This window comes from Lipingzhangella rawalii (genome assembly GCF_031628175.1).
GTDB lineage: Bacteria > Actinomycetota > Actinomycetes > Streptosporangiales > Streptosporangiaceae > Lipingzhangella_A > Lipingzhangella_A rawalii.
Genome location: NZ_JAVLVT010000001.1, coordinates 411410 through 431016 on the forward strand (window position 1 = coordinate 411410; position 19607 = coordinate 431016).

Annotated in this window: 24 protein-coding genes; 8 read left to right on the forward strand and 16 right to left on the reverse strand. The window is 67.5% G+C overall.

Going from position 1 to position 19607, the window contains the following annotated elements; translation table 11 throughout:
* The first annotated feature begins 10 nt into the window (after positions 1-10).
* Together RIF23_RS01790 and RIF23_RS01795 are read left to right on the forward strand one after the other, a co-directional pair.
* On the forward strand, positions 11-904 hold the full coding sequence (locus RIF23_RS01790; protein ID WP_310910539.1) for a DMT family transporter: 894 nt from the start codon (positions 11-13) through the stop codon (positions 902-904).
* A gap of 303 nt (positions 905-1207) precedes the next feature.
* Positions 1208-2905, forward strand: coding sequence for a formate--tetrahydrofolate ligase (locus RIF23_RS01795; RefSeq protein WP_310910540.1), 1698 nt, complete (start codon positions 1208-1210; stop codon positions 2903-2905).
* A gap of 64 nt (positions 2906-2969) precedes the next feature.
* Here RIF23_RS01795 and RIF23_RS01800 read toward each other — a convergent pair whose 3' ends face one another.
* The 7 genes from RIF23_RS01800 to RIF23_RS01830 form a co-directional block, all read right to left on the reverse strand.
* Positions 2970-3413: a pyridoxamine 5'-phosphate oxidase family protein gene (locus RIF23_RS01800; protein ID WP_310910541.1), complete on the reverse strand. Its 444-nt coding sequence runs from the start codon at positions 3411-3413 to the stop codon at positions 2970-2972.
* 45 nt (positions 3414-3458) lie between these two features.
* Complete coding sequence (locus tag RIF23_RS01805; RefSeq protein WP_310910543.1) at positions 3459-3860, reverse strand: VOC family protein; 402 nt, start codon at positions 3858-3860, stop codon at positions 3459-3461.
* Between the two features lie 115 nt (positions 3861-3975).
* On the reverse strand, positions 3976-4149 hold the full coding sequence (locus RIF23_RS01810; protein ID WP_310910544.1) for a hypothetical protein: 174 nt from the start codon (positions 4147-4149) through the stop codon (positions 3976-3978).
* Positions 4137-4811 (reverse strand): type II toxin-antitoxin system VapC family toxin, encoded by a 675-nt coding sequence (locus RIF23_RS01815; protein WP_310910545.1) that lies wholly within the window; start codon positions 4809-4811, stop codon positions 4137-4139. Before RIF23_RS01815 ends, RIF23_RS01810 begins: the two co-directional genes overlap by 13 nt.
* Positions 4808-5068: a type II toxin-antitoxin system VapB family antitoxin gene (locus RIF23_RS01820; RefSeq protein ID WP_310910546.1), complete on the reverse strand. Its 261-nt coding sequence runs from the start codon at positions 5066-5068 to the stop codon at positions 4808-4810. The genes RIF23_RS01815 and RIF23_RS01820 overlap by 4 nt, the downstream gene beginning before the upstream one ends.
* Before the next feature lie 277 nt (positions 5069-5345).
* Entirely contained in the window at positions 5346-6140 is a 795-nt protein-coding gene (locus RIF23_RS01825) for a pyridoxal phosphate-dependent aminotransferase (RefSeq protein ID WP_310911209.1), read from the reverse strand.
* Positions 6029-6496, reverse strand: a complete 468-nt coding sequence (locus RIF23_RS01830) for an aminotransferase class I/II-fold pyridoxal phosphate-dependent enzyme (protein ID WP_310910547.1) — start codon at positions 6494-6496, stop codon at positions 6029-6031. The genes RIF23_RS01825 and RIF23_RS01830 overlap by 112 nt, the downstream gene beginning before the upstream one ends.
* 134 nt (positions 6497-6630) lie before the next feature.
* On the opposite strand from RIF23_RS01830, the gene RIF23_RS01835 reads away from it, so the two are divergent.
* Entirely contained in the window at positions 6631-7224 is a 594-nt protein-coding gene (locus RIF23_RS01835) for a pyridoxamine 5'-phosphate oxidase family protein (protein ID WP_310911210.1), read from the forward strand.
* A gap of 18 nt (positions 7225-7242) precedes the next feature.
* On the opposite strand, the gene RIF23_RS01840 is transcribed toward RIF23_RS01835, so the two are convergent.
* The 5 genes from RIF23_RS01840 to RIF23_RS01860 all read right to left on the reverse strand — a co-directional run bounded on the left by RIF23_RS01840 (position 7243) and on the right by RIF23_RS01860 (position 11203).
* The gene (locus RIF23_RS01840; RefSeq protein WP_456085732.1) at positions 7243-8313 is read right to left on the reverse strand and encodes a fatty acid desaturase family protein; all 1071 of its coding nucleotides are present in this window, start codon (positions 8311-8313) and stop codon (positions 7243-7245) included.
* 253 nt (positions 8314-8566) lie between these two features.
* The gene (locus RIF23_RS01845) at positions 8567-9472 is read right to left on the reverse strand and encodes a dihydrodipicolinate synthase family protein (protein WP_310910548.1); all 906 of its coding nucleotides are present in this window, start codon (positions 9470-9472) and stop codon (positions 8567-8569) included.
* Between the two features lie 39 nt (positions 9473-9511).
* Positions 9512-9658 carry a hypothetical protein gene (locus RIF23_RS01850; RefSeq protein WP_310910549.1) on the reverse strand — a complete coding sequence of 49 codons (147 nt, stop codon included), beginning with the start codon at positions 9656-9658 and terminating at the stop codon, positions 9512-9514.
* 33 nt (positions 9659-9691) lie between these two features.
* Positions 9692-9877 carry a hypothetical protein gene (locus RIF23_RS01855; RefSeq protein WP_310910550.1) on the reverse strand — a complete coding sequence of 62 codons (186 nt, stop codon included), beginning with the start codon at positions 9875-9877 and terminating at the stop codon, positions 9692-9694.
* A 69-nt stretch (positions 9878-9946) separates the two neighbouring features.
* Positions 9947-11203: a metal-dependent hydrolase family protein gene (locus RIF23_RS01860; protein WP_310910551.1), complete on the reverse strand. Its 1257-nt coding sequence runs from the start codon at positions 11201-11203 to the stop codon at positions 9947-9949.
* 85 nt (positions 11204-11288) lie between these two features.
* Between RIF23_RS01860 and RIF23_RS01865 the strand changes: the two genes are divergently transcribed.
* Both RIF23_RS01865 and RIF23_RS01870 read left to right on the forward strand, forming a co-directional pair.
* A complete protein-coding gene (locus tag RIF23_RS01865; RefSeq protein ID WP_310910552.1) occupies positions 11289-12131 on the forward strand; it encodes a MurR/RpiR family transcriptional regulator in 843 nt (280 codons plus the stop codon).
* 138 nt (positions 12132-12269) lie between these two features.
* Entirely contained in the window at positions 12270-13709 is a 1440-nt protein-coding gene (locus tag RIF23_RS01870; protein WP_310910553.1) for a sodium:solute symporter family protein, read from the forward strand.
* Between the two features lie 93 nt (positions 13710-13802).
* On the opposite strand, the gene RIF23_RS01875 is transcribed toward RIF23_RS01870, so the two are convergent.
* Positions 13803-14462, reverse strand: coding sequence for a hypothetical protein (locus RIF23_RS01875; protein ID WP_310910554.1), 660 nt, complete (start codon positions 14460-14462; stop codon positions 13803-13805).
* A 275-nt stretch (positions 14463-14737) separates the two neighbouring features.
* Here RIF23_RS01875 and RIF23_RS01880 point away from each other — a divergent pair, with 275 nt between their 5' ends.
* Both RIF23_RS01880 and RIF23_RS01885 read left to right on the forward strand, forming a co-directional pair.
* The gene (locus RIF23_RS01880; RefSeq protein WP_310910555.1) at positions 14738-15358 is read left to right on the forward strand and encodes a class I SAM-dependent methyltransferase; all 621 of its coding nucleotides are present in this window, start codon (positions 14738-14740) and stop codon (positions 15356-15358) included.
* 37 nt (positions 15359-15395) lie between these two features.
* Positions 15396-15971, forward strand: a complete 576-nt coding sequence (locus RIF23_RS01885) for an HhH-GPD-type base excision DNA repair protein (RefSeq protein WP_310910556.1) — start codon at positions 15396-15398, stop codon at positions 15969-15971.
* A 15-nt stretch (positions 15972-15986) separates the two neighbouring features.
* Here RIF23_RS01885 and RIF23_RS01890 read toward each other — a convergent pair whose 3' ends face one another.
* Positions 15987-16493 carry an SRPBCC family protein gene (locus RIF23_RS01890; protein WP_310910557.1) on the reverse strand — a complete coding sequence of 169 codons (507 nt, stop codon included), beginning with the start codon at positions 16491-16493 and terminating at the stop codon, positions 15987-15989.
* Positions 16494-16926: 433 nt separating this feature from the next.
* Between RIF23_RS01890 and RIF23_RS01895 the strand changes: the two genes are divergently transcribed.
* Positions 16927-17445 (forward strand): lytic polysaccharide monooxygenase auxiliary activity family 9 protein, encoded by a 519-nt coding sequence (locus RIF23_RS01895; protein WP_310910558.1) that lies wholly within the window; start codon positions 16927-16929, stop codon positions 17443-17445.
* A gap of 142 nt (positions 17446-17587) precedes the next feature.
* Here RIF23_RS01895 and RIF23_RS01900 read toward each other — a convergent pair whose 3' ends face one another.
* Positions 17588-18226 (reverse strand): nucleoside/nucleotide kinase family protein, encoded by a 639-nt coding sequence (locus RIF23_RS01900; protein ID WP_310910559.1) that lies wholly within the window; start codon positions 18224-18226, stop codon positions 17588-17590.
* A gap of 51 nt (positions 18227-18277) precedes the next feature.
* The gene (locus tag RIF23_RS01905) at positions 18278-19102 is read right to left on the reverse strand and encodes a hypothetical protein (protein ID WP_310910560.1); all 825 of its coding nucleotides are present in this window, start codon (positions 19100-19102) and stop codon (positions 18278-18280) included.
* Positions 19103-19607 lie beyond the last annotated feature (505 nt).

Below are 19607 nucleotides of genomic sequence, written 5' to 3' on the forward strand. Positions count from 1 at the left end.
CGGGTGCGACGTGAGTGATTTTTGGATCGCGGTGGCGCTGTCGGTGGTCTCGGCGGTGTGCTACGGCGGGGGAGCGGTACAGCAGCGCCGGGTGGCCGCCGGGATTCCCCCCGAGCTGACCCGGTGGGCGGTGCTGCCGGTACTGCTGGGGCAGGCGCGCTGGTGGGCGGCTTTGGCGTTGAACTCGACCGGGGCGCTGCTGCATGTGGTGGCGCTGGTGTACGGCACCCTGATCGTGGTGCAGCCCTTGGGAACTCTGGCCCTGGTGTTCGCGTTGCCGTGGGCCGCGTGGCTGATGGCGCGTACTGTCACAGGTCGGGAGTGGCGGGGTGCCCTGCTCACCATGGGGGCTTTGAGCGTGATGATGGTTGTGGCCGCGCCGACGGAAGGGGGCCACGCTCAGGACCAGCAGGGTGCGTTGGTGTTGACGGTGGGCACATTGGCGGGCGTGGGGGTGGCGGCGGCCCTGGCACTGCGCCTTCCCCGGGTGGCCTGGCGCAGTCAGGTGTGTGCCGCCGCAGCCGGGCTCGGGTTCGGGGTGTCCTCGGCGTTGACAAAGACGTTGGCCGAGCAGGTGTTGGCCGAGGGGCTCATGGGGCTCGTGCACGTGGCCGTCCCGGGGATCGCTGCCCTGGGGGTGAGTGGGGTCCTGTTGTCGCAGGCCGCCTACCGCGGGGTGACTGTGGGTGCTCCGCTGGCGACGATGACACTGGCCAACCCGGTGGCTGCGGTGTTGGTGGGGCTGCTGTTCATGGGTGAGGTCTATCTCGGCGGGGGCTGGGGCTTGGTCGTGGCGCTGCTGAGCGGTGCCGTGGCGGTGCGGGGCGTGGTGCTGTTGACCGTGACCGTGGATGCGGGGGTGCGGCAGCGTCGCATCGCGCCGGTGGCGGGTGGCGCTGGCTGAGTTCGGCCGGGGTCCGGGGCTGATCGAAGGTGTGCGGTTTGCCCGCGGTGGTGGTTGTGGCTGCACTATCATCGCGATCCTTGCGTCACGTATCGCGTCTGCGTTGTAGCCCAGAGTTCGTGACGATCGTGGGCCGTGTGACTGGCCTTACCCCCTCGTTGTTTCGTATCATGAGAGGGGTTGCGTAAGACGGAACTCGACGCACACGATGGTGACCCCGGGAAACCGAAGTCACCGCGCGGGTGGATCCGCCGAGTCACCCCACTCCCACAGCCACCCCAGCCACATTCCAGGAAGGCAGCCATGGGATTTCCAAGCGACCTCACAATCGCACGGGACGCGGCCCTCACGCCGCCGCAGGAGATCGCCGAGCAGATGGGGATCGGATCCCACCTGCTGGAGCCCTACGGCGAGAGTGTCACCAAGGTCAAGCTCGAGGCCGCCGACGAGCTGGCCCACCGCCCCCGCGCCCGCTATGTCGTGGTTACCGCCGTCACCCCCACCCCACTGGGCGAGGGAAAAACCACCGTCACTGTCGGACTCGGGCAGGGCCTCAACCGCATTGGGAAAACCGCAACGATTGCGGTACGCCAGCCCTCCATGGGCCCCACCTTCGGGATCAAGGGTGGCGCCGCCGGTGGCGGCTACAGCCAGGTCGTACCCATGGAAACCCTCAATCTGCATCTCACCGGTGACATGCATGCCGTCACCGCCGCGCACAACCTGCTGTCGGCGATGGTCGACAACCACCTGCATCACGGCAATCAGCTGGGTCTCGACCCGCACAACATCACCTGGCGTCGGGTGCTGGATGTCAACGACCGAGCCCTACGCAACATCGTGGTGGGGCTCGGTTCCCGTGCCGACGGCATCCCCCGACAGACCGGATTCGACATCACCGCCGCCTCCGAAGTGATGGCGCTACTCGCGCTGGCCACCTCACGCGCGGACCTGCGGGCCAAGCTCGGGCGGATCGTGGTCGGCTACACCCGTGAGGGCGACCCGGTCACCGCGGAGCAGCTGGACGCCGCCGGATCCATGGCCGTGCTCCTACGCGAGGCCCTCAAACCCAACCTGCTGCAAACCCTGGAGAACACGCCGGTGCTCGTGCACACCGGTCCGTTCGGCAACATCGCCACTGGCAACTCGTCCATCGTCGCCGACCAGATCGGCCTGCGCAGCGGTGACTTCTTGGTCACCGAGGCCGGATTCGGCGCCGACATGGGCGCCGAGCGGTTCTTCAACATCAAGTGCCGGCTCTCTGGGGAGTCCCCCGACGCGGCGGTGGTTGTGGCCACGGTGCGTGCGCTCAAGACCCACTCCGGCAAGTACACCGTGGTGGCTGGCAAACCACTGCCCGAGGAGATGCTGGCGGAGAACCCCGACGACGTGCACGCGGGTGCCGACAACCTGCGCAAGCAGATCGAGAACTGTCGCATCCACGGGGTGTCGCCGATTGTGGCGATCAACGCCTTCCCCGGGGACCATCCCAGTGAGCACGATGCCATCCGTGAGATCGCCGCCGACGCGGGTGCCCGCAGCGCGCTGTGCACCGGATTCACCGACGGTGGTGCAGGCATGACCGAACTGGCCGAGGCCGTGGACGCCGCAGCAGCCGAGGACAGCTCCTACGCCCCCCTGTACCCGGACCATGCCACCCTCCGCGAGAAGATCGAGACGGTGGCCAGCCGCGTCTACGGTGCCGACGGTGTCGACTACAGCAGCCAGGCGTCCAGTCAGCTCGACGCCTACGAGAAGGCGGGATTCGGCCAACTGCCGGTGTGTATCGCCAAGACGCACCTATCGATTTCCTCGGACCCGAGTCTGCGCGGGGCACCGACCGGGTGGCGGCTGCCGGTACGGGAGGTGCGCGCATCGGCCGGCGCCGGGTTCGTCTACCCGATCTGCGGGGAGATGCGCACCATGCCCGGCCTGGGAGCCCAGCCAGCGGCCACTCGCATCGATATCGACGAGCACGGCGAGATCACGGGCTTGGGGTAACGGCAGCACCCCAGATGCCCGGTGCCGGGGGCGCGGACCGGCACCGGGCACCCGTGCGGCTGGGTCAGTTCGGGTCAGCCGCACGCTGTTTGGACAGATCCCTCGCGATCAACCGGTCCGGCTGCATCCGCACCAGCCGCGTGTCCTCGTCGAAGTCGTGGAAATCCCGTGGCCAGGTGGTCTCGTCCTCGCCGAGGTAACGCACCAGCTTGCGCCGCGCCAGCTGTGGGTCGAACGGACGGATCTCGCCCGTTCCCCGCACGTTGACCTGCAACACCTCCAGCGTGCCCAGGTCGCAGGTGTCCACCACCAGCGACACTCGCGCATCCCGGCGCAGGTGCTGGGCCACGCGCGAGTACGAGCCGGTGATCCACCAGAACGCGTTCTGCTCCCACAGAAACCACACCGGGCGCACCGTGGGGCCATTGGTGGCGTTGGTGGCCACCCGTGCCACCAATGGACGCCGCAGGAACTCTTCGATGTCGAAGGGGGGAATGGCGGTCAGCATGCGCCTACTCTAGACATCGACACTCCCCGTCAGCGCGCCGGCAGCTCACGCGGAGATCTGCGACTCGTCCATCCACAGCACCTCCCAGTGGTGGCCGTCCAGGTCGTAGAAGGCGCGGCTGTACATGAAGCCGTGGTCCTGCGTGGCGCCCGCACTGGCGCCCTGGGCCAGCGCGGTGTCGACGAGCTGGTCCACGCCGTCCCTGCTCTCGGCGGAGATCGCGATGATCGCCGCGGTGCTGGTGGCGGGATCCGCGACCGGCCGGTCGGTGAACGTGGCGAAGAAGTCCCGCACCAGCAACATCACGAACGCGTCCTTGCCCACCAGCATGCAGGTGGCGTTCTCGTAGGTGAAGTCCGGATTGAACTCGAATCCCAGCGCGGTGAAGAAGGAAACGGCCCGGTCCAGCTTGGACACCGGGAGGTTCACGAACAGCTTGCGCTCCATGGCACTACCCATCCTTGACGACGATGCGATGCGGCCTACACCAGAACAGACTCCCCCGCCACGTGAAACTCATCGCAGGCATGAGCAGAGAATTCGCCGCAAGTGTAGGTGCGCGTCAGCCCACTACCGCCCCCGTCGCCACGCACCCCGCCACGATCGCAACAGTGGCCAGCACCACCGCACACCCCAGTGCGTACTCGGCCAGGTCAAGCAGGAAACCGACCACGGCGCCCAGAAGGATGATCACGACGGCGGCACCGATCGCGATCCCCACGATCAACAACTCCACGCCACCTCTTCCCGCGGCACCGGACCGATCACGCCAGCTCTCGCTACACAGCCTTCCCACACCATCGGACCACACGCACCCGCGGTAGCCCCCACGCAGCGGCGATAGCGAAGTCTGGCCCGAGGGTCAGCTACCACAGGCTGGCTCGACGGGATCAGGGCGGGAGTGACGCGGTTCTGGAACCTGGGGTTCGCTCCCAGACCAGGAGACCCAGGAAATGCCGATGGGGGTGTCCAGGAACGGGGACGACCTTCGTCTCCGGAACCGCGCACGAACACCGCGGCCTCAGGGACGGGCCGGCCGGATGTCGGTGTGGGGAAGTCCGCTCCCTTGAACAGCAGGGCCAGGGCGTAGGAGAAGCAGTCCCCGAAGTTCAGTCCCGCCTTGTGGCCGCTGCGCTTGCCATAGTCCCAGTAGGAGCGTCGCGCGATACGGGCCTGCTGTGCAGTGACCGGCATGATCGCGATGCCCGCTCGCTCCAGGAAGTCGTCGAGTAGCCTGGAGGCAACGGGATCACGGGCTTGTTCGACGACCGCGGCCAGTTCCGCGTAGGTTGCGGCGGACATTTGACGCTCGCTGTCTGTCTGTAGCGCGGCGAGAAGTTCGGCGGCATCCGGTTCGTTGTTGATGATCGCGATGACCGCGCTGGTGTCGACGATCACGTGGGCAGTCCCGTCTCCGGGCCGTAAAGATGCTCGCTGCTGAGCTCGGCGCCGCCCACTCTGGCACGGATTCGCTCGGCGATGGTGCTGAGGTCATCGGTGAGCGTGGTGTCGTCCTCCTGCTGCCGAGCGGCGAGCAGTGGGGTGCGACGCTCGCGCAGGGCAGTGACCACCGCGGTCGTCTTGCTCTCCCCGGCGGTCCTGCTGACCTCGGCCGCCAACTCATCGGCCTCGCGGTTCTTGATGTTCAGATTCACCGCCGCCACCTGTTTCTACCGGATCTGTAATCTGATTCTTCCCGGGGAGGACGATTCCTGCCGAGTGCCGGGCCCCTCGGCGAGGTCGGTCGCAATGAGCCCCTCGCAAACGATCCAGACGTCCTCGCGTTCCAACAGACGGTGGGTGGGGCCTGCGCTCCAGCAGGTCCACACCCACGCAATGCGGCTGGTCACACCACTCCGGCGGAACCGGTTTGTGCCTCCGCCAACCGTCGCTTTGGGCGAGACGCCCGCTTCCGGAGCCTCCCGTCGGCGCTCACCGTGCGGTGCCACGCGGCGCCCGCTTGCGCAGCCATGCGGCGAAGGCGTCCAGGCCGGCCTGCGGATCGGCGCGGCCGAAGCCGATACGGAAGCGGTCGGTGGGCGTGGGGGTGAGCTCGGAGTGGAACACGCTGGCGGGCAACAGCAGCACACCCGCCTCATGCACCAGGTCGTGACACATCTGTTCCACGCCATCCGTGCCCAGGTAGCGGGGGAAAGCCACACAGCCCCCGTCGGGGTGGGTCCAGTCGAACAGGTCGGCGAACTCGCCGAAGAACGCGTCGAACATCGGCAGGTTCGCCGCCAGGACCGCCCGGGTGCCCTCCAGCAGCTGGGGGCGGGCCTTGAGCGCGATCCGGGCCAGGATCTCACTGGGTGCCGAGTTGCAGATCGTGGTGTAGTGCTTCGCGTTCAGAAGCCGGCGGCGCACCTCAACATCACGACAGGTGATCCAGCCGATACGCAGCCCCGGTAGTCCCAGTGATTTCGAAGTGACGTTCAACGACAGGGCCCGCTCCGAGAGATCGGCCGCGTGCGGTAGGGCGGTGCGTCCACCCAGCTCCAGCCCGCGGTACACCTCGTCACTGAGCAGGTAGACGCCCCGTTCCTCGCACAGTCGAACTAGCTGCCGGAACTCCTCCTCCGGCGGTAGTGCCCCGGTGGGGTTGTGCGGGAAGTTCACGTACACCAGGCGAGTATTGGGCCGTAGTGCGGCAGTGAGCTGGTCCAGGTGTAGTGCCCAGCCGTGGTCCGGATCCAGCGCCAGTCCGGTGACCGCACACCGCGACAGGGGACGCTTTCCGCGGACTGGTAGTTGGGCGTGACCACCACAGCGTGGTCCCCCGGCTCGAGCAACGCTTGCATCGCCAGGTACAGGCCCTCCTCAGCGCCAGCGAAACACACCACGTCCTCTGCGTTGGCCTGGGTGTGGGTGGCTGCGATCGCTGCACGCAGCCCCGAGTCCCCCGGCACTTCGGTGTAGCCCAGCTCCAGCTCCTCCCAGGCCCGACGGTCCTCGGGGTCGGCGAGTTCCAGGAGCTGGGACATCGGTATGGTCTGGGCGTCGGAGGCGGTCATGTGGTACTGGGCGGTGAATTCCCAGCGGTCCATGTGCTTTTCCAGCCGAAACTCCGGTAGTTGCCGCACGCTGGCGCCACCCTTCTCCCCGCGTCTGCGAGTCGGTCTGGTGCCGCCGGATGATCCCACGGCTGTCGTGAGTGGGGACAGGCGGCACACTGGGTCTTCCATGATGCGGCCTACCGGTGACAGAATCAGCCACGTTGGGAAAGCACTATTCCGCCCTGGACGAAGGCCTGCGTGCCTTCCTGCGGGCGCAGCCCGTGTTCTTCGTGGGCAGCGCCCCGCTGGAGGGCGATGGCCATGTGAACGTCTCGCCGAAGGGAATGGCGGGCACCTTCGCGATTCTCGATGATACGCGCGTTGCCTACCTCGACTACACGGGCTCCGGCGCCGAGACCATCGCCCATCTACGCCAGAACGGCCGAATCGTGCTCATGTTCTGCGCTTTCGTCGGTCCGCCGCGGATCGTGCGTCTGCACGGCAGCGGCCGGGTGGTCGTTGCCGACGACGCGGAGTTTGCCGAGCTGCGAGGATACTTCCCTAAGGAGCGAACGATCGGGCAACGCTCCATCATTGTGGTCGAGTGTCACCGCATCGCGGACTCCTGTGGGTACTCGGTGCCGCTGATGGAGTACCAGGGTGATCGCGACATCCTGGACCGCTCACACGAACGCCGCGAACCCGAGTACTTTCCGGAGTACTGGAAGCGGCGCAACGCCACCAGCATTGACGGGATCCCGGCCTACCCCACAACTTCGGGCTCGGATACGGAAACCCGCATGGAAACCAGTTAGTGCCGGGTATCCGCTGGTTCACCGGCGCTGCCGCAGCGGCGCACCAGCCTGGTGCAGGTGACGCAGAGCCTCGGCGTGGGATCCGAAGAATCCGGTTTCGTGGTACGGAAGACCGATGCGCACGCAGTGGTCCCGCACGATCGGTTGTGCGGCCCGCAGGTGCACCGAGGGCATGTTCGGCAGCAGATGGTGTTCGATCTGGTAGTTCAAGCCGCCCAGAGCGACGTCGGTGAACCAGTTTCCACGCACGTTGCGGGTGGTCAGTACCTGCTTACTGAGGAAGTCCAGACGCTGTCCGGGCGTCACGGTCGGCATGCCCTTGTGATTGGGGGCGAAGACAATACCCAGGTACACGCCGAACAGTCCCTGGTGTACGACCAGGAAGGCCACGGCCATGGCTGGCGGCAACACCAGGAACACCAGACCGAGATAGCCCACGAAGTGAGCGAGAAGGAGACCCCCCTCGAGGGCACGTCGCTTCATCCATGGCTGGAACAGAGCCCGCACGCTTTGGACGTGCAGGTTCATTCCCTCCAGCAGGAGCAGTGGATAGAACAGGAACGCCTGCCAGCGTCCGATCACCCGGGTGATCCCGGTGGCGGCGCGCGCCTGGTCGGTCGACCATACGAAAATCTCGGTCCCGATATCCGGGTCACTGCCCTCGTGATTCGGATTGGCGTGGTGGCGGGTGTGCTTATCCTGCCACCAGCCGTAGCTCATGCCGATACCGAGATTGCCAACGAGACGTCCGGTGAGGTCACTGTACGTGCGCCGACGAAACACCTGCTGGTGCGCAAGGTCGTGCGCGAACAGGCCCACCTGACCAAACACCACCGCGAGCACGGCCGCAACCAACAGTTGCCACCAGGAGTCGCCAACGATGAGGAATGCGGTCCAACCGCCGCCGAACAGCAGAGCGAGGACGGTGGCGCGCAGTCCGTAGTAGCCGGGGCGTGCCCGCAGCAGGCCCGATTCGCGAATCTCGCGGATCAGGGGGGCGAAGTCGCTGCCCCGGCGCCGCGACGGCCCCTGTGCGTCAGGGTCGCTGGCCGGATGGTCCGATTGTCGACCACCGCCGGGGGCTCCAATATTCACGCTTAAGCCGCCTTCCGGGACGGGCGGGCAGCAGCCGCGGCTCCCGGGGAATCGAGGGGATCGCTTTCCGTCAGCCGGATGCTGCACCGCGGACACTAGGGTGCGGTTCCGGTGGATGCCGGCGTGTCCAGCAGTAACCTGACCGCTGCCACCCAAACTAGGTTCCGGAATGCGCCAGGGACGATGGTGCACACAGGCGTCTTCGTTTTGGTGTGTGCACCCCCGGTGTAGGGGTGCACACACCCCTCTACACCGTCCCGACCGGCTGCCGTGCTAGCTCCAGCGCAGCCGCGACCCGGTCGCGATCAGCCTTGGGGAGTGGCAGTACCGGCCGGGGTGGCTGGGCCTCGGTGATGCCCAGCAGATTCGCGGCGCAGTACATTACCCGCAGACTGGACAGCTCGGCGAACAGCTCCCACACCGGGGCGAGGCGCTCGTTGCTGGCGTGGGCGCTGGCCGCATCGCCGGCCTGGGCGGCGCGCACGATCGCCAGCGCCGCTTCAGGGAACAGTCCGCCACTGACCGAGTACCAGCCATCGGCACCCGCCAGTAGGGCCGCGGTGGCCCGGTGGTCTCCGCTGTAGCCCACGGCGAAGTCGCTGGGCACATGAGCGCGCAGCGCCGCCAGGTTGTCCGCGACCTCCTCGGCTGGCGGGCCCGGATGCTTGACCGCGCACACGGTGGGAATCTGGGCGAGACGCCCGGTCAGTTCGGTGGAGATCGTGAGGTGGGTGGCCACCGGGTTGTTGTAGATCGCGAGTGGAAGGTCGGTGGCCCGGGCCACGGCGGCGATGTGGGTGTGGATCTCGGTGTCGGACAGCGGAGCGTAGGCCATGACGGGGGCCAGTAGCCCGTCCGCGCCGGCCGCGGCGGCGTCACGGGCGAGGTCGATGGCCGTGTCGGTGCGCAGCGCGGCCACGCCCGCCATGACGGGAGTCCGACCGGCGGTCGCATCGACGGCCGCGGCCACCGCCCGCCGACGCTGCCCGCGTTCCAGATAGGGAGCGATGCCGGTGCTGCCCAGCACACCCACGGAATCCACCCCGGCGGTGGCCAGCCGGTCGGTGAGCGCGCCTACCGCGGCGGTGTCGACGCGGCCGTGCTCGTCGGTGGGGGTGATCGGGAAGGCCGAGAGGCCGTGGAACAGCGCCATCGCCAGCTCCGTCCGCTGGAGGGGAAAACGGAGTCCAGCCTATCGGGGGAGCTCGCCGTAGCTGTTGTGGTAGATCCTTCCGGGTTTGGGGTGCGTGAACGTCAGTGCGGAGTAGGTCGCTGTCCCGTTCCGGCAGGTGCTCTCCACCATGGCGTGGCTGTAGCCGATGCGGATGACCTCGCCCATGGTGAGCTCGGTGCCTCGTCTGCGGCCTTTGGGTCAGGACACCCACAGCGCTCCGCGGGACGCGAGGTGGTCCCGCCATCGTGGAAACGTCTCCTCGAGTTCGGCCTGGTTGGCGACGAACAGGTGCATGTGGTCGAAAGTGCCGCTGAGGGGGCGGCGCATCGCCCTGAGGACCTCGAACGCCAGCTCCATCGGCTCGGCTGGCGGATAGCGGTCCATCCGACGTCGGGCCCGTTCTACTGGGGTGCGGGAACCCGGGCCGTCCAGGGCCGCGGGACCCGCACGGTCTCAGGCCGCGGCACGCGCTGGCGTGTTCCGCCGGTCCAGCTGGATCTGTCCTTCGGTGAGCACCATGCGCAGGTGCTGTTCGTGGTCGGCCAGGATGGTGACATCGTCGAGGGGGTTGCCGTCCACCACCACCAGGTCCGCGCACGCGCCCGGCTGGATCGTGCCGATGTGGCCCTCCAGGTTCAGCAGGCGTGCGGCGGTGCTGGTTGCGGCGCGCAGGATGTCGGCGGCGGGCTGGACCTGGGCGCGGATGCGGAACTCTTCGTTCTGTTGGGTTTGCATATCCCCCAACAGGTCCGTTCCGTAGACGAGGTTGACGCCACCTTCGTGTGCCATGCGTAGCGCGTGCAGCCCGCTGTGCAGGACCGTGTCGATCTTGGCCTGGCTGGCCGGGGGAAGTCCTGATTCGGGTCCGCGGCGGGAGAGTTCGTGGTAGGTGGCCAGGGTGGGCACGAGGAAGGCGTCGTGTTCGCGGAACAGCTCGATGCTGGTTTCGTCGATGAGGTTGCCGTGTTCGATACAGCGCACCCCCAGCCGCAGGCCGCGGTTAACCGCACGGGCGGTATAGGAGTGCCCGGTGACGTAGCGGTTGGCGAGCTCGGCCTCCTCGACGATGGCGCGGACCTCCTCCTCAGCCGTCTGGACCGAGTCGATGCGGTCGGTGGGGGAGGCCACCCCGCCGGAGAGCATGATCTTGATGTGGTGGGCGCCGGTACGTAGCTGGTCACGGGCGGCACGGCGGGCCTCGGCGGCACCGTCGCAGCGAACACCGAGTGTGGGGCAGCAGGGGTGGTCGTCGGCTGCGTGGCGGCCCCGTGTGCGGAAGTCGCCGTGACCACCGGTGGGGGAGAGGGCCTTGCCACCGAACATGAGGCGGGGGCCGGAGATGGTGCCCTCGGCGATGGCGTCGGCAAGTCCGAAGTCGCCGCCGGCCACGTCGCGCACGGTGGTGAATCCACGGTGCAGCATGCCGGTGAGGGCCTGGGCGGCGCGGATGCCCACGTAGTACGGCGACTGTTCGCTGACGAAACCCAGGTCGGCACTGATTGCGGTGGGGTGGACGTGGGCGTCGACCAGTCCCGGCATGAGAGTGGCGCCGGCGAGGTCGATGACCGTAGCGTCGGCGTCTGGCGGAGTGTCCTGGCCGTGGGCGGCAATGGTGCCGTTGGTGACCAGGAGCCAGGAGTCCGGGTGGCGGCTGCCTGTCTCGGGGTCGAGGAGACCGGCGTTGGTGAACAGGATGGACGGAGCGGTCAACGTCCCACCTCCGAGACACGTGTGTGCAACGTATGTTGCGTCACATCGTATCTGGGCTGAGGCTGGTGCATGTCGAGAGGTGACTATGTGGGACTGGATCGCGTCGGCTGCGGCAGGCGAACGGGTGGGGCAGGCCGCAACGCGGGTATTGGAGGTGCTGGGACAGGAACCCCGGTTCGCCTCGTATGCCTCGGCGGCCGCGTTGGCCGAGCGGGCCGGGGTGAATGCCGCGACCGTGGTGCGCACCGCCCAGCTGCTGGGGTTTACTGGGTGGCCGGAGCTGCGCCTGGAGCTGCGGTCGCGCTACCTGGCCTCTCTGAGTGCGGGGGAGGTGCTCGCCGAGCACGCCGAGGCAGCTGGGGAGTCCGGGGATCTGGTGCACGCCGCGATCAGCGCGGATCAGGCCAACCTGGGCATGCTCGCCACCACGGTGGACGCCACAGCAGTTCGGGCGATCGCAGCGGCCATGCATGCAGCCGGCACCACGGTGGCACTGGGGTCGGGTGCCTTCGCTGCGCCGGGCGTCCAGTTGGCCCATGTAGCGGCGATCATGGGCTATGCGGCGGTGTCGCGTCAGGGCGGTGGCACCTCGCTGATCAACGATCTACGGCGGCTGGGCGGGGGCGACTGCCTGGTGGTGTGTGACCTGTGGCGACTGCCGCGCGAGATCGCCACGGCCGGGCGCCTGGCCGCCGAGCGTGGAGCCACGGTCGCGGTACTCACCGATCGACGCGACTCCAGCCTGGCGCGCAACGCAGCACACGTGGTTGTGGTTCCCAGCGAGGGAGTGAGTCTCTACCCGGCTCTGGCCGCCACGATGAGTGTGGTGCACGCGATCCTGGCGGAACTGGCACGTCTCGGTGGCCAGCGAGCCCTGGAATCGGTGGCCGAGACCGAGCGGCTGTGGGAACAGGCGGAGCTGTTCTGACCAGGAAACACGGGTAATGTGACCTCCGTCACAGCATATGCAATAAATGTTGCGTCAGGCGGAGATGGCCTGGTTTCATCGACCGGTCATCGGATCACGCAATGTGTGATCCCCTGATCCTGGTCAAAGGCGGTCCGAGTGCAAGCAGTACACCTGAGCATCCTCGCCGGCTACCTGCTGGTGATGGTGGCCATCGCGGTGGCGATCACGCGACGCGGAAAAATCAAAAGTGGCGATGACTTCATGTTCGCCGGACGAAGCCTCTCCCGTCCCGTGCTCGTCGGAACGCTCCTGGCCACCTGGGTCGGCTCCGGAACGATCGTGGGCGGGGCCAACTTCGTCTACAGCCACGGCCCCCTGGCCGGCATGATCTTCTTCGCCGGAGGCCCTGTCGGCATCCTGGTGCTGTACCTGATTGCCCGCCGCGTGCGCCGCGCCTCCCGCTACACTCTGCCCGAGCTCCTGGAGGTCCGCTTCGGCTCCGGGGTACGCACCGCCGCAGCCCTGGTCACCATCCTCGCCTACCTCGGCATCGCCGCCTCCCAGTTCATGGGCGGAGGCTATGTCCTCAGCCTCATCACCCCGCTGGACGCCACCGAAGCCACGATCCTCGTCGCAGTGATCGTCACCCTGTTGACCATCAGCGGTGGACTGTTCTCCGTGGCCTACACCGACTTCCTGTCCACCCTGGTGATCGTCGGCGCGCTCATCGTGTCGGTGCCCGTTGTGTTCGCCGCCGTCGGTGGCGTGGACGCCTACTGGAGCGAGCTGCCCCAGCAGGCCACCACGGTTACCGGCGGACTGAGCTGGATCCAGCTGCTGGGCTTCTTCCTGCCCACCCTGCTGCTGATCCTGGCCGACCAGAACATGTACCAGCGGCTCACCGCCGCCAAGGACGAGAATCAGGCCCGCTCCGCCGCTCTCGGTATGTTCGGGGCGAGCTTCGCCGTATACATCCCGGTGACCCTTCTGGCCTCGGCCGCCATGATTCTGTTGCCGCAGATCGACGCGGACATGGCCATTCTCGGCCTGGCCGCCGAGGGGCACGTCCCCGTCCTGATCGGTGGGCTCATCCTGGCCTGCGCCGCGGCCTTCGTCATCACCACCGGCTCCTCCTACATGCTCTCCTGCGCCTCGAACCTCACTTACGACCTCTACGCACGGTTCCTGCGCAGCGACTCCACCGACGCCCAGCGTCTGCGCGTCCAGCGCGGGGCTGTCCTGGCCGTCGCGGTAATCGCCTTCGTGCTCGGGATGTTCTTCCCCACGGTGCTCGATCTCCAGCTGTACTCCTACACGGTCTACGGTGCAGCGATGGTCCCCACCGTCTTCGCCGTGCTGTTCTGGAAGCGCGCCACCCCGGCCGGCGCCTTCGCCGCGCTGATCGCTGGAGCGGTCACGACGGTGCTGTGGCAGCTGGGTGGCAGTTCCGTGGAGGCTGCGCTCGGCGTGGACGAAATCGAAGGTGTCCTGGTGGCACTGCCCATCGCGGTTGTCGCCATGGTCGCGGTGAGCCTACTGACCCGGCCCCGCCAGACCGAACCCAGCGAGGAGCTCCACCACCAGCCCAGCACCTGAGACGTACCGGGCCGGAGCGTGCCCGTGCCACACGCCCCGGCCCACCCAGCGTGGCCCGGACCGCCCCCAGTACGGCGGCCCGGGCCACGTCGTCTAAACCGGGGCGTCGATGCGTACCCGCTCGGCCAGCAACCGGTCACACTCCCGTGCCAGGTGCGGGTACCGGACCGCGATCGCGGTGTAGACGCGCCGGCGCACGAGCAGCTCGCCCTCGACGCGGCCCACCCGCCCGGACAGTGCGGCCAACAGTGCGTCGTAGGGCGTGAGAACAGTACGCAGATAGGCCACCTCCCACTGCCGCAGTTGCTGCGGGTCGATGTCTTCGGGGTGATTGGGGGAGGGGCATCGGCGGATCGGAGTTCCCTTGCGGATCAGTGCCTCGTTGTGGTGCTCGATCGCCCGCCGCGCCAATTGCTCGCGTTCCAACGCGGGCAGCGTGATGGGGCGGCGACGTATCAGATCCAACGTGGCGGAGCGTTGGCGCTCCACCGCCGCCCGGGCCGCCTCGGCGCGTCGCGCGGCTTGGCGGGCCCGCGCGGCGAAGATGGGCCCCCGCTCCACCGACTCCACCCGATGGGCCGCGTAGTAGACCATCGGGGCGGCTCCGGCAACGCGGGGATTCGGCACGGTCTCATCCGGAGGCCCCAGCAGGTCTCGGATCATCGCGGCGGACCAGCCGCGGCACCGCAGCTGCCGCACGGAGTAGCGCCGGACCGGGGGCAGGAGTGGGGAGGAACCAGCAGGTTCGGACATGACGGAAAGCCCTTCCCTGGGGGTGCCACACTGGGATCGCACAGCCGGAACTGTTCTGTTGTCTGACAAGGGACGCAGTCACCCGAGCTGCATGACCACCAATCGTAGTGTGATGACCTGCTCGCAAAAAGTGGCAACCGCTGCTTGGGGATAGCCAGAGCGTCCGGGATCATCGTCTGGAGGCCACACCTCGCGTACCAGACAGCCGACGCAGCCGACGCAGCCGGCACGGTAGACACGGGGATGCACCAGGTCACGAGTAGCAAGGAGAGCCTATGCCCCAGCCACCCAACCGCTGGACCGAGCTCGTCGGCGAGGGCCACGGACACCGTTACGACCAGCGATTCAGTGACCTCGCTGCCTCCGGAGTCGATGTCCACGGGGAAGCCCGATTCTGCGCCGCACGGCTCAGGCCGGGGGCGCGGATCCTGGATGCCGGATGCGGTACCGGGCGGGTTGCGGTCTGGCTGGCGGAGCAGGGATTCGACTGTGTGGGAGTGGATGTGGACGCATCGATGCTGGACCAGGCCCGAGCCCGGGCTCCCCAGCTCCCCTGGGTCCACCGGGATCTGGCCGAACTGGACAGTGTTGATCTGGGCGCGGACTTCGATGCGGTGATCGCCGCGGGCAACGTGATTCCGCTGTTGGCAGGGGGAACGGAGGCACGGGCCGTCGGCCGGCTCGCCGAGCGGCTGCGCCCCGATGGGCTGCTGATCGCCGGTTTCGGCCTGGATGCCGCGCACCTTCCCCTGTCCGAAGCGCCGGTCCAGCTGGCGGACTACGACAGCTGGTGTCGCGTGGCCGGACTGGAGCTGCGAGAACGGTACGCCACCTGGGATGGCGACCCCTACACCGAGGGCGGATACGCCGTCAGCGTGCACACGCGCCCACGATGACCACCGCATCGGGTATGTGCACTGCAAGAATGGGAGCATGACACCTGCGCTGCATCTGACCGGCGACGCTGAGGCCGACCAGCTTCTCTCGGAGACCCCATTGGCGCTGCTGATGGGATCCCTGCTGGATCAGCAGGTCGCCATGGAGACGGCCTTTGCCGGGCCGAAAAAGATCGCCGAGCGACTCGGGCATCTCGACCTGTGGCAGATCGCCGAGATGCCGGAGGAGGACTTCACCGCGGTGTGCGCCCAGAAGCCGGCGGTGCACCGTTTTCCCGGAGCGATGGCCAAGCGTCTCCAAGCGCTGTGCCGATACCTCGCCGATACCTATGACGGCAACGCCGCCGGTATCTGGACCGACGGTTCCCCGGACGGGGCTGAGGTGTTGCGCCGGCTGCGGGCCCTGCCCGGGTTCGGGGAACAGAAGGCGCAGATTTTCGTTGCGCTACTGGGGAAACAGCTCGGGGTTCAGCCCGCTGGTTGGCGCGAAGCCGCCGGTCCCTACGGGCAGGAGGACGCCCGGTTGTCCATCGCTGACGTCGTGGACCGCCAGACTCTTCAGGAGGTGCGCAGCGCCAAACGTCAGGCCAAGCAGAAAACCTCCGGACGCTGAGGCCACCGGGCCAGGTCAGCTGCCGCGGGACCGCCGGCGGGTAAGAAGCCACCGCAGCAGCCGCACATAGCGGCTCCACCGGGCCGGCCGCTCTGGGGCGGCACCCAGCGCGCGCCCGGCGCGGTCCAGACTGTCCTCGATCAGGGCATCGTGGAGCGGACGGTACACCAGTGGCCAGGTAAGTCGGGCCAGGCCGGTGGTGCGCATACTCAGCGTGTGCCGCAGGACCGTGTTCCGGGGATCGTCTGCGTGGGCCTCGACGACGAACGTGTGGTAGCCCCGAAAGCCTCGAGGCTTGTCGAAACGAAACCGCACCGTACGCGATGGCTGGTGATCGACCACGCGGTAGCGGATCGGGCCGTGTCCCCCGCGGGCGCCCGGCCCCAACGGTCCGTCCAGGCGCATCGGTGGCCACGTCTCGTGTGGCCACAGCCGGTCCTCGGTGGTGGCCAGCGTATCGATCAACGCCCCGACCCGGTCGATGCCATCCGGGTACATCCGTCGGTGTTCGTTCGTAACCACGCCTGATCCTTCTCCTTCCGTTGACCCCCTTCCGCATCGCCGTGATCTGACTCCCCCAGGGCGGTCGCGGTTCCCGCCAACGAATCCTGGCGAGTTTCGCGCACAGCGAACAATGCGGTTCGTGCTCGGTGATCCTAGCCACACTCCAGCCCGCTGGAAGGTGGCGCGGTGCTGGGGCGTCGCGGTGACGTGGGGTAGTGGTTCTGTTTCCTGGGGAACCCTTCAAACCAACGGGACGGGTTGGGGTTACTGCGGGGACAGATTCTGCTCACTGCGCATTGATCGACTTCTCCCGCCCCACTATGGTCTAGACCACATCGGGGATTGAGGTGAGCCCGCATACCCCCGCGGTTCGCGGACTTGCCTGGCGAACGTCACCCCGCTGGGGACCACAGAGCCCCCGCGTTCGGATCCCCACAGAAAGGATGGATCAATGAGCCTGCGCCGCAGGATGTGCACCGTGGCCGCCGGTGCTGCCGCTGCCCCCTTCGTTTTGGTGATGCTGCCCGCCGGTGTGGCCAATGCCCACGGTTACGTTTCCGACCCGCCCAGCCGACAGGCCCAGTGCGCGGACGGGACGGTGGAGTGTGGCCCGATCCAGTGGGAGCCCCAGAGCGTGGAGGGTCCCAAGGGGCTGGACATGTGCAGCGGTGGTAATGCCCGGTTCGCCGAACTGGACAACGATCACCACGGATGGGAGGTCACCGACGTCGCCAGCACCGTCGAGTTCAGCTGGACCAAGACCGCCGCACACTCCACCCGGGACTGGCAGTACTTCATCGACGGGGATCTAGTTGCCGAGTTCGACGGCGGCAACGAACAGCCCCCCTTCAGCGTGGACCACACCGTCGACCTGAGTGATTACTCCGGCGAACACACGGTGCTCGCAGTGTGGAACATCGCCGACACCGCCAACGCCTTCTACGCCTGCACCGACGTCAACATCACCTGATCACCCGCACGGGGCGCCGCACCGCCCCGCTGGCACGGTTCCGGATCAGCCTCCCGGTTGAGCCCCGCTCCCGGTTGAGACCACCTCGTCTGCGGCTCCCTGGGTTTTCCCGCAGCCAGCCCGAGCCCCACGGTGCGTGCTGTCACGCAAATTCTTTGTCGTGCACGATCCGGTCACACCGTTGACGGGACTCTTTGACCAGATCACCGTTGGGTCGGTCGCTGCGCCGCACCCAGTCCCATGCTGCCTCCGGCGAGAGCCCACCCTGCTGTTGTCGGACGTGCAGGCGCTGCTCGCGCACCGTGTCACTGGATTCCACATACCACAGTTCGGTCGCCAGTGTGCGAACCTCGGCCCATGGTTGCTGGGGGCAGGCCAGGTAGTTGCCCTCGGTGACGACGAGACGCGTTTCGGGATCGACGACGTGGCGCGCGGCGACCGGTTCGTTTAGTTCGCGGTCGTAGTCGGGGACGTAGATGGCGTCGCCAGGCTCCTGGAGGATCCGTCGCAGCAGGGCAAGGTATCCGTAGGCGTCGAAGGTGTCTGGTGCGCCTTTGCGGTTGCGCCGGCCCAGCCACTCCAGGATCGCGTTGGACAGGTGGAACCCGTCCAACGGTACATAGCCCACCACGTTCGCGCCGAGACGCCGGCGCAGGTGCTGCACCAGGGTTGTCGCCAGCACGGATTTGCCCGCCGCGGGCGGCCCGGCCAACCCGAGAAGCACGCGTTCACCGTCGGCGGGGATGAGGGCATGGGCATTGTCGACCAGCTCAGTGACCACGGGTTCAGCCTAGCTCTGCCACTGCTACACATGGTGCACGTATTGGGAGTATCAGCCACACGGCAGGCGTGTCCCGCCGATGTCCACTCCCGTGGTGCTGTCCTGGAGACCGCGCAGGTCCGTACAGACCACTTCGGCCAGCTTCCTGGTACTGGCCCGGTTGATCGCCCCGCCGGCAACCGCACCCGTCAGGTAGGGGCCGAATGTGCTCAGATGGCGTCCCAGGAGCTTCATGAGCCGGTTACGCAGCGCCGTACGTGCCGCCACACTTACCGTGGCGCCGAACGGATCCTCATCGAGGTGGTCCAGTCCACGTCGATGCACCCAGGACGCCACATAGGCGGATGTGCGCTGGAGCGTTCCACCGCGGGCCGGGAAGCCGTAGTTCTCGTGCAGCTCGGCCAGCAGCTTGACCTCAACGGTGGCCACAGCCAGCGTTTCTGCGGTGAGGAGTGCCGGGCTGGTCAGCAGTAGCGGGGGAGCGGTCGTTTTCACAGCGGCGGCTGCACCCCCCGCGGCGCCGACCGTGGTGGTGGTGGCCGAGGCTGTGCGGATCAGCGCCTGGGCCCGTTCCTCGATGTTCAGGTCCGGATAGTGGAGGCTCAGGGTGTGTGCATCGCGGATGGGCAGACGCGGGACTACATCCTCGGTGAACACGTCGGCCAGCCAGCGTCCCCCGGCCACACTCGTGACCCCGGCGGCTCGTGCGCGCGCTGCCAGTCCGACCGCAAGACGCCCCAGCGCGCGCCGTTGTGTTTTCCGGTTTTGCTCGTCGGAGGCAGCGACCGCCACCACCAACTCGCCAGTACTGGCGCCCCGAAGTGTTTTCTCGTCGCCAGGCCGGAGCGACTCACCGGAACGGGCCTCCGCATTCACCTTGCGGCCTCCTTTCCACCCACCCCGTTGCCAGATTACGCGGCAGCGTTGCGGCGGGAGGAAACTCCGTGCCCGGCTCCCCGCACCGGTCCCACACACCCACCTCACTGGATCCGCTCTGGCGTGCCTGTTCGGAGCCTCGCGGCCTCGGGGTTCCCCCAGATGGTGGGCTGGAAGCGTGCGTTGAGACGGTCAGGCACCAGCGGCACGGCAGGATCCAGGCGGAATGTCCCCACGTCGGAGTACGGTTCCTCCGGACCCTGGCGACCGGAGGAGGAAGGTGGTGTGTGGCCCACGAGCACGGCCACCTGAAGATTGACTTCGATTAAGGTTGAATTTCTAGCCTTGGTATCGCTTCCGGTGGGTGACGGGTGGTCATCGCTCACCCACGCCAGCCGGGTTCGCGGAGGATTCGCGGGGGAGTAGTCACAACCCGCAGGACACATCCGAGATTGGTTGCTCGACGCTCCGGACAGCGACAACGCCAATGAGTTTCCCGTTCCGA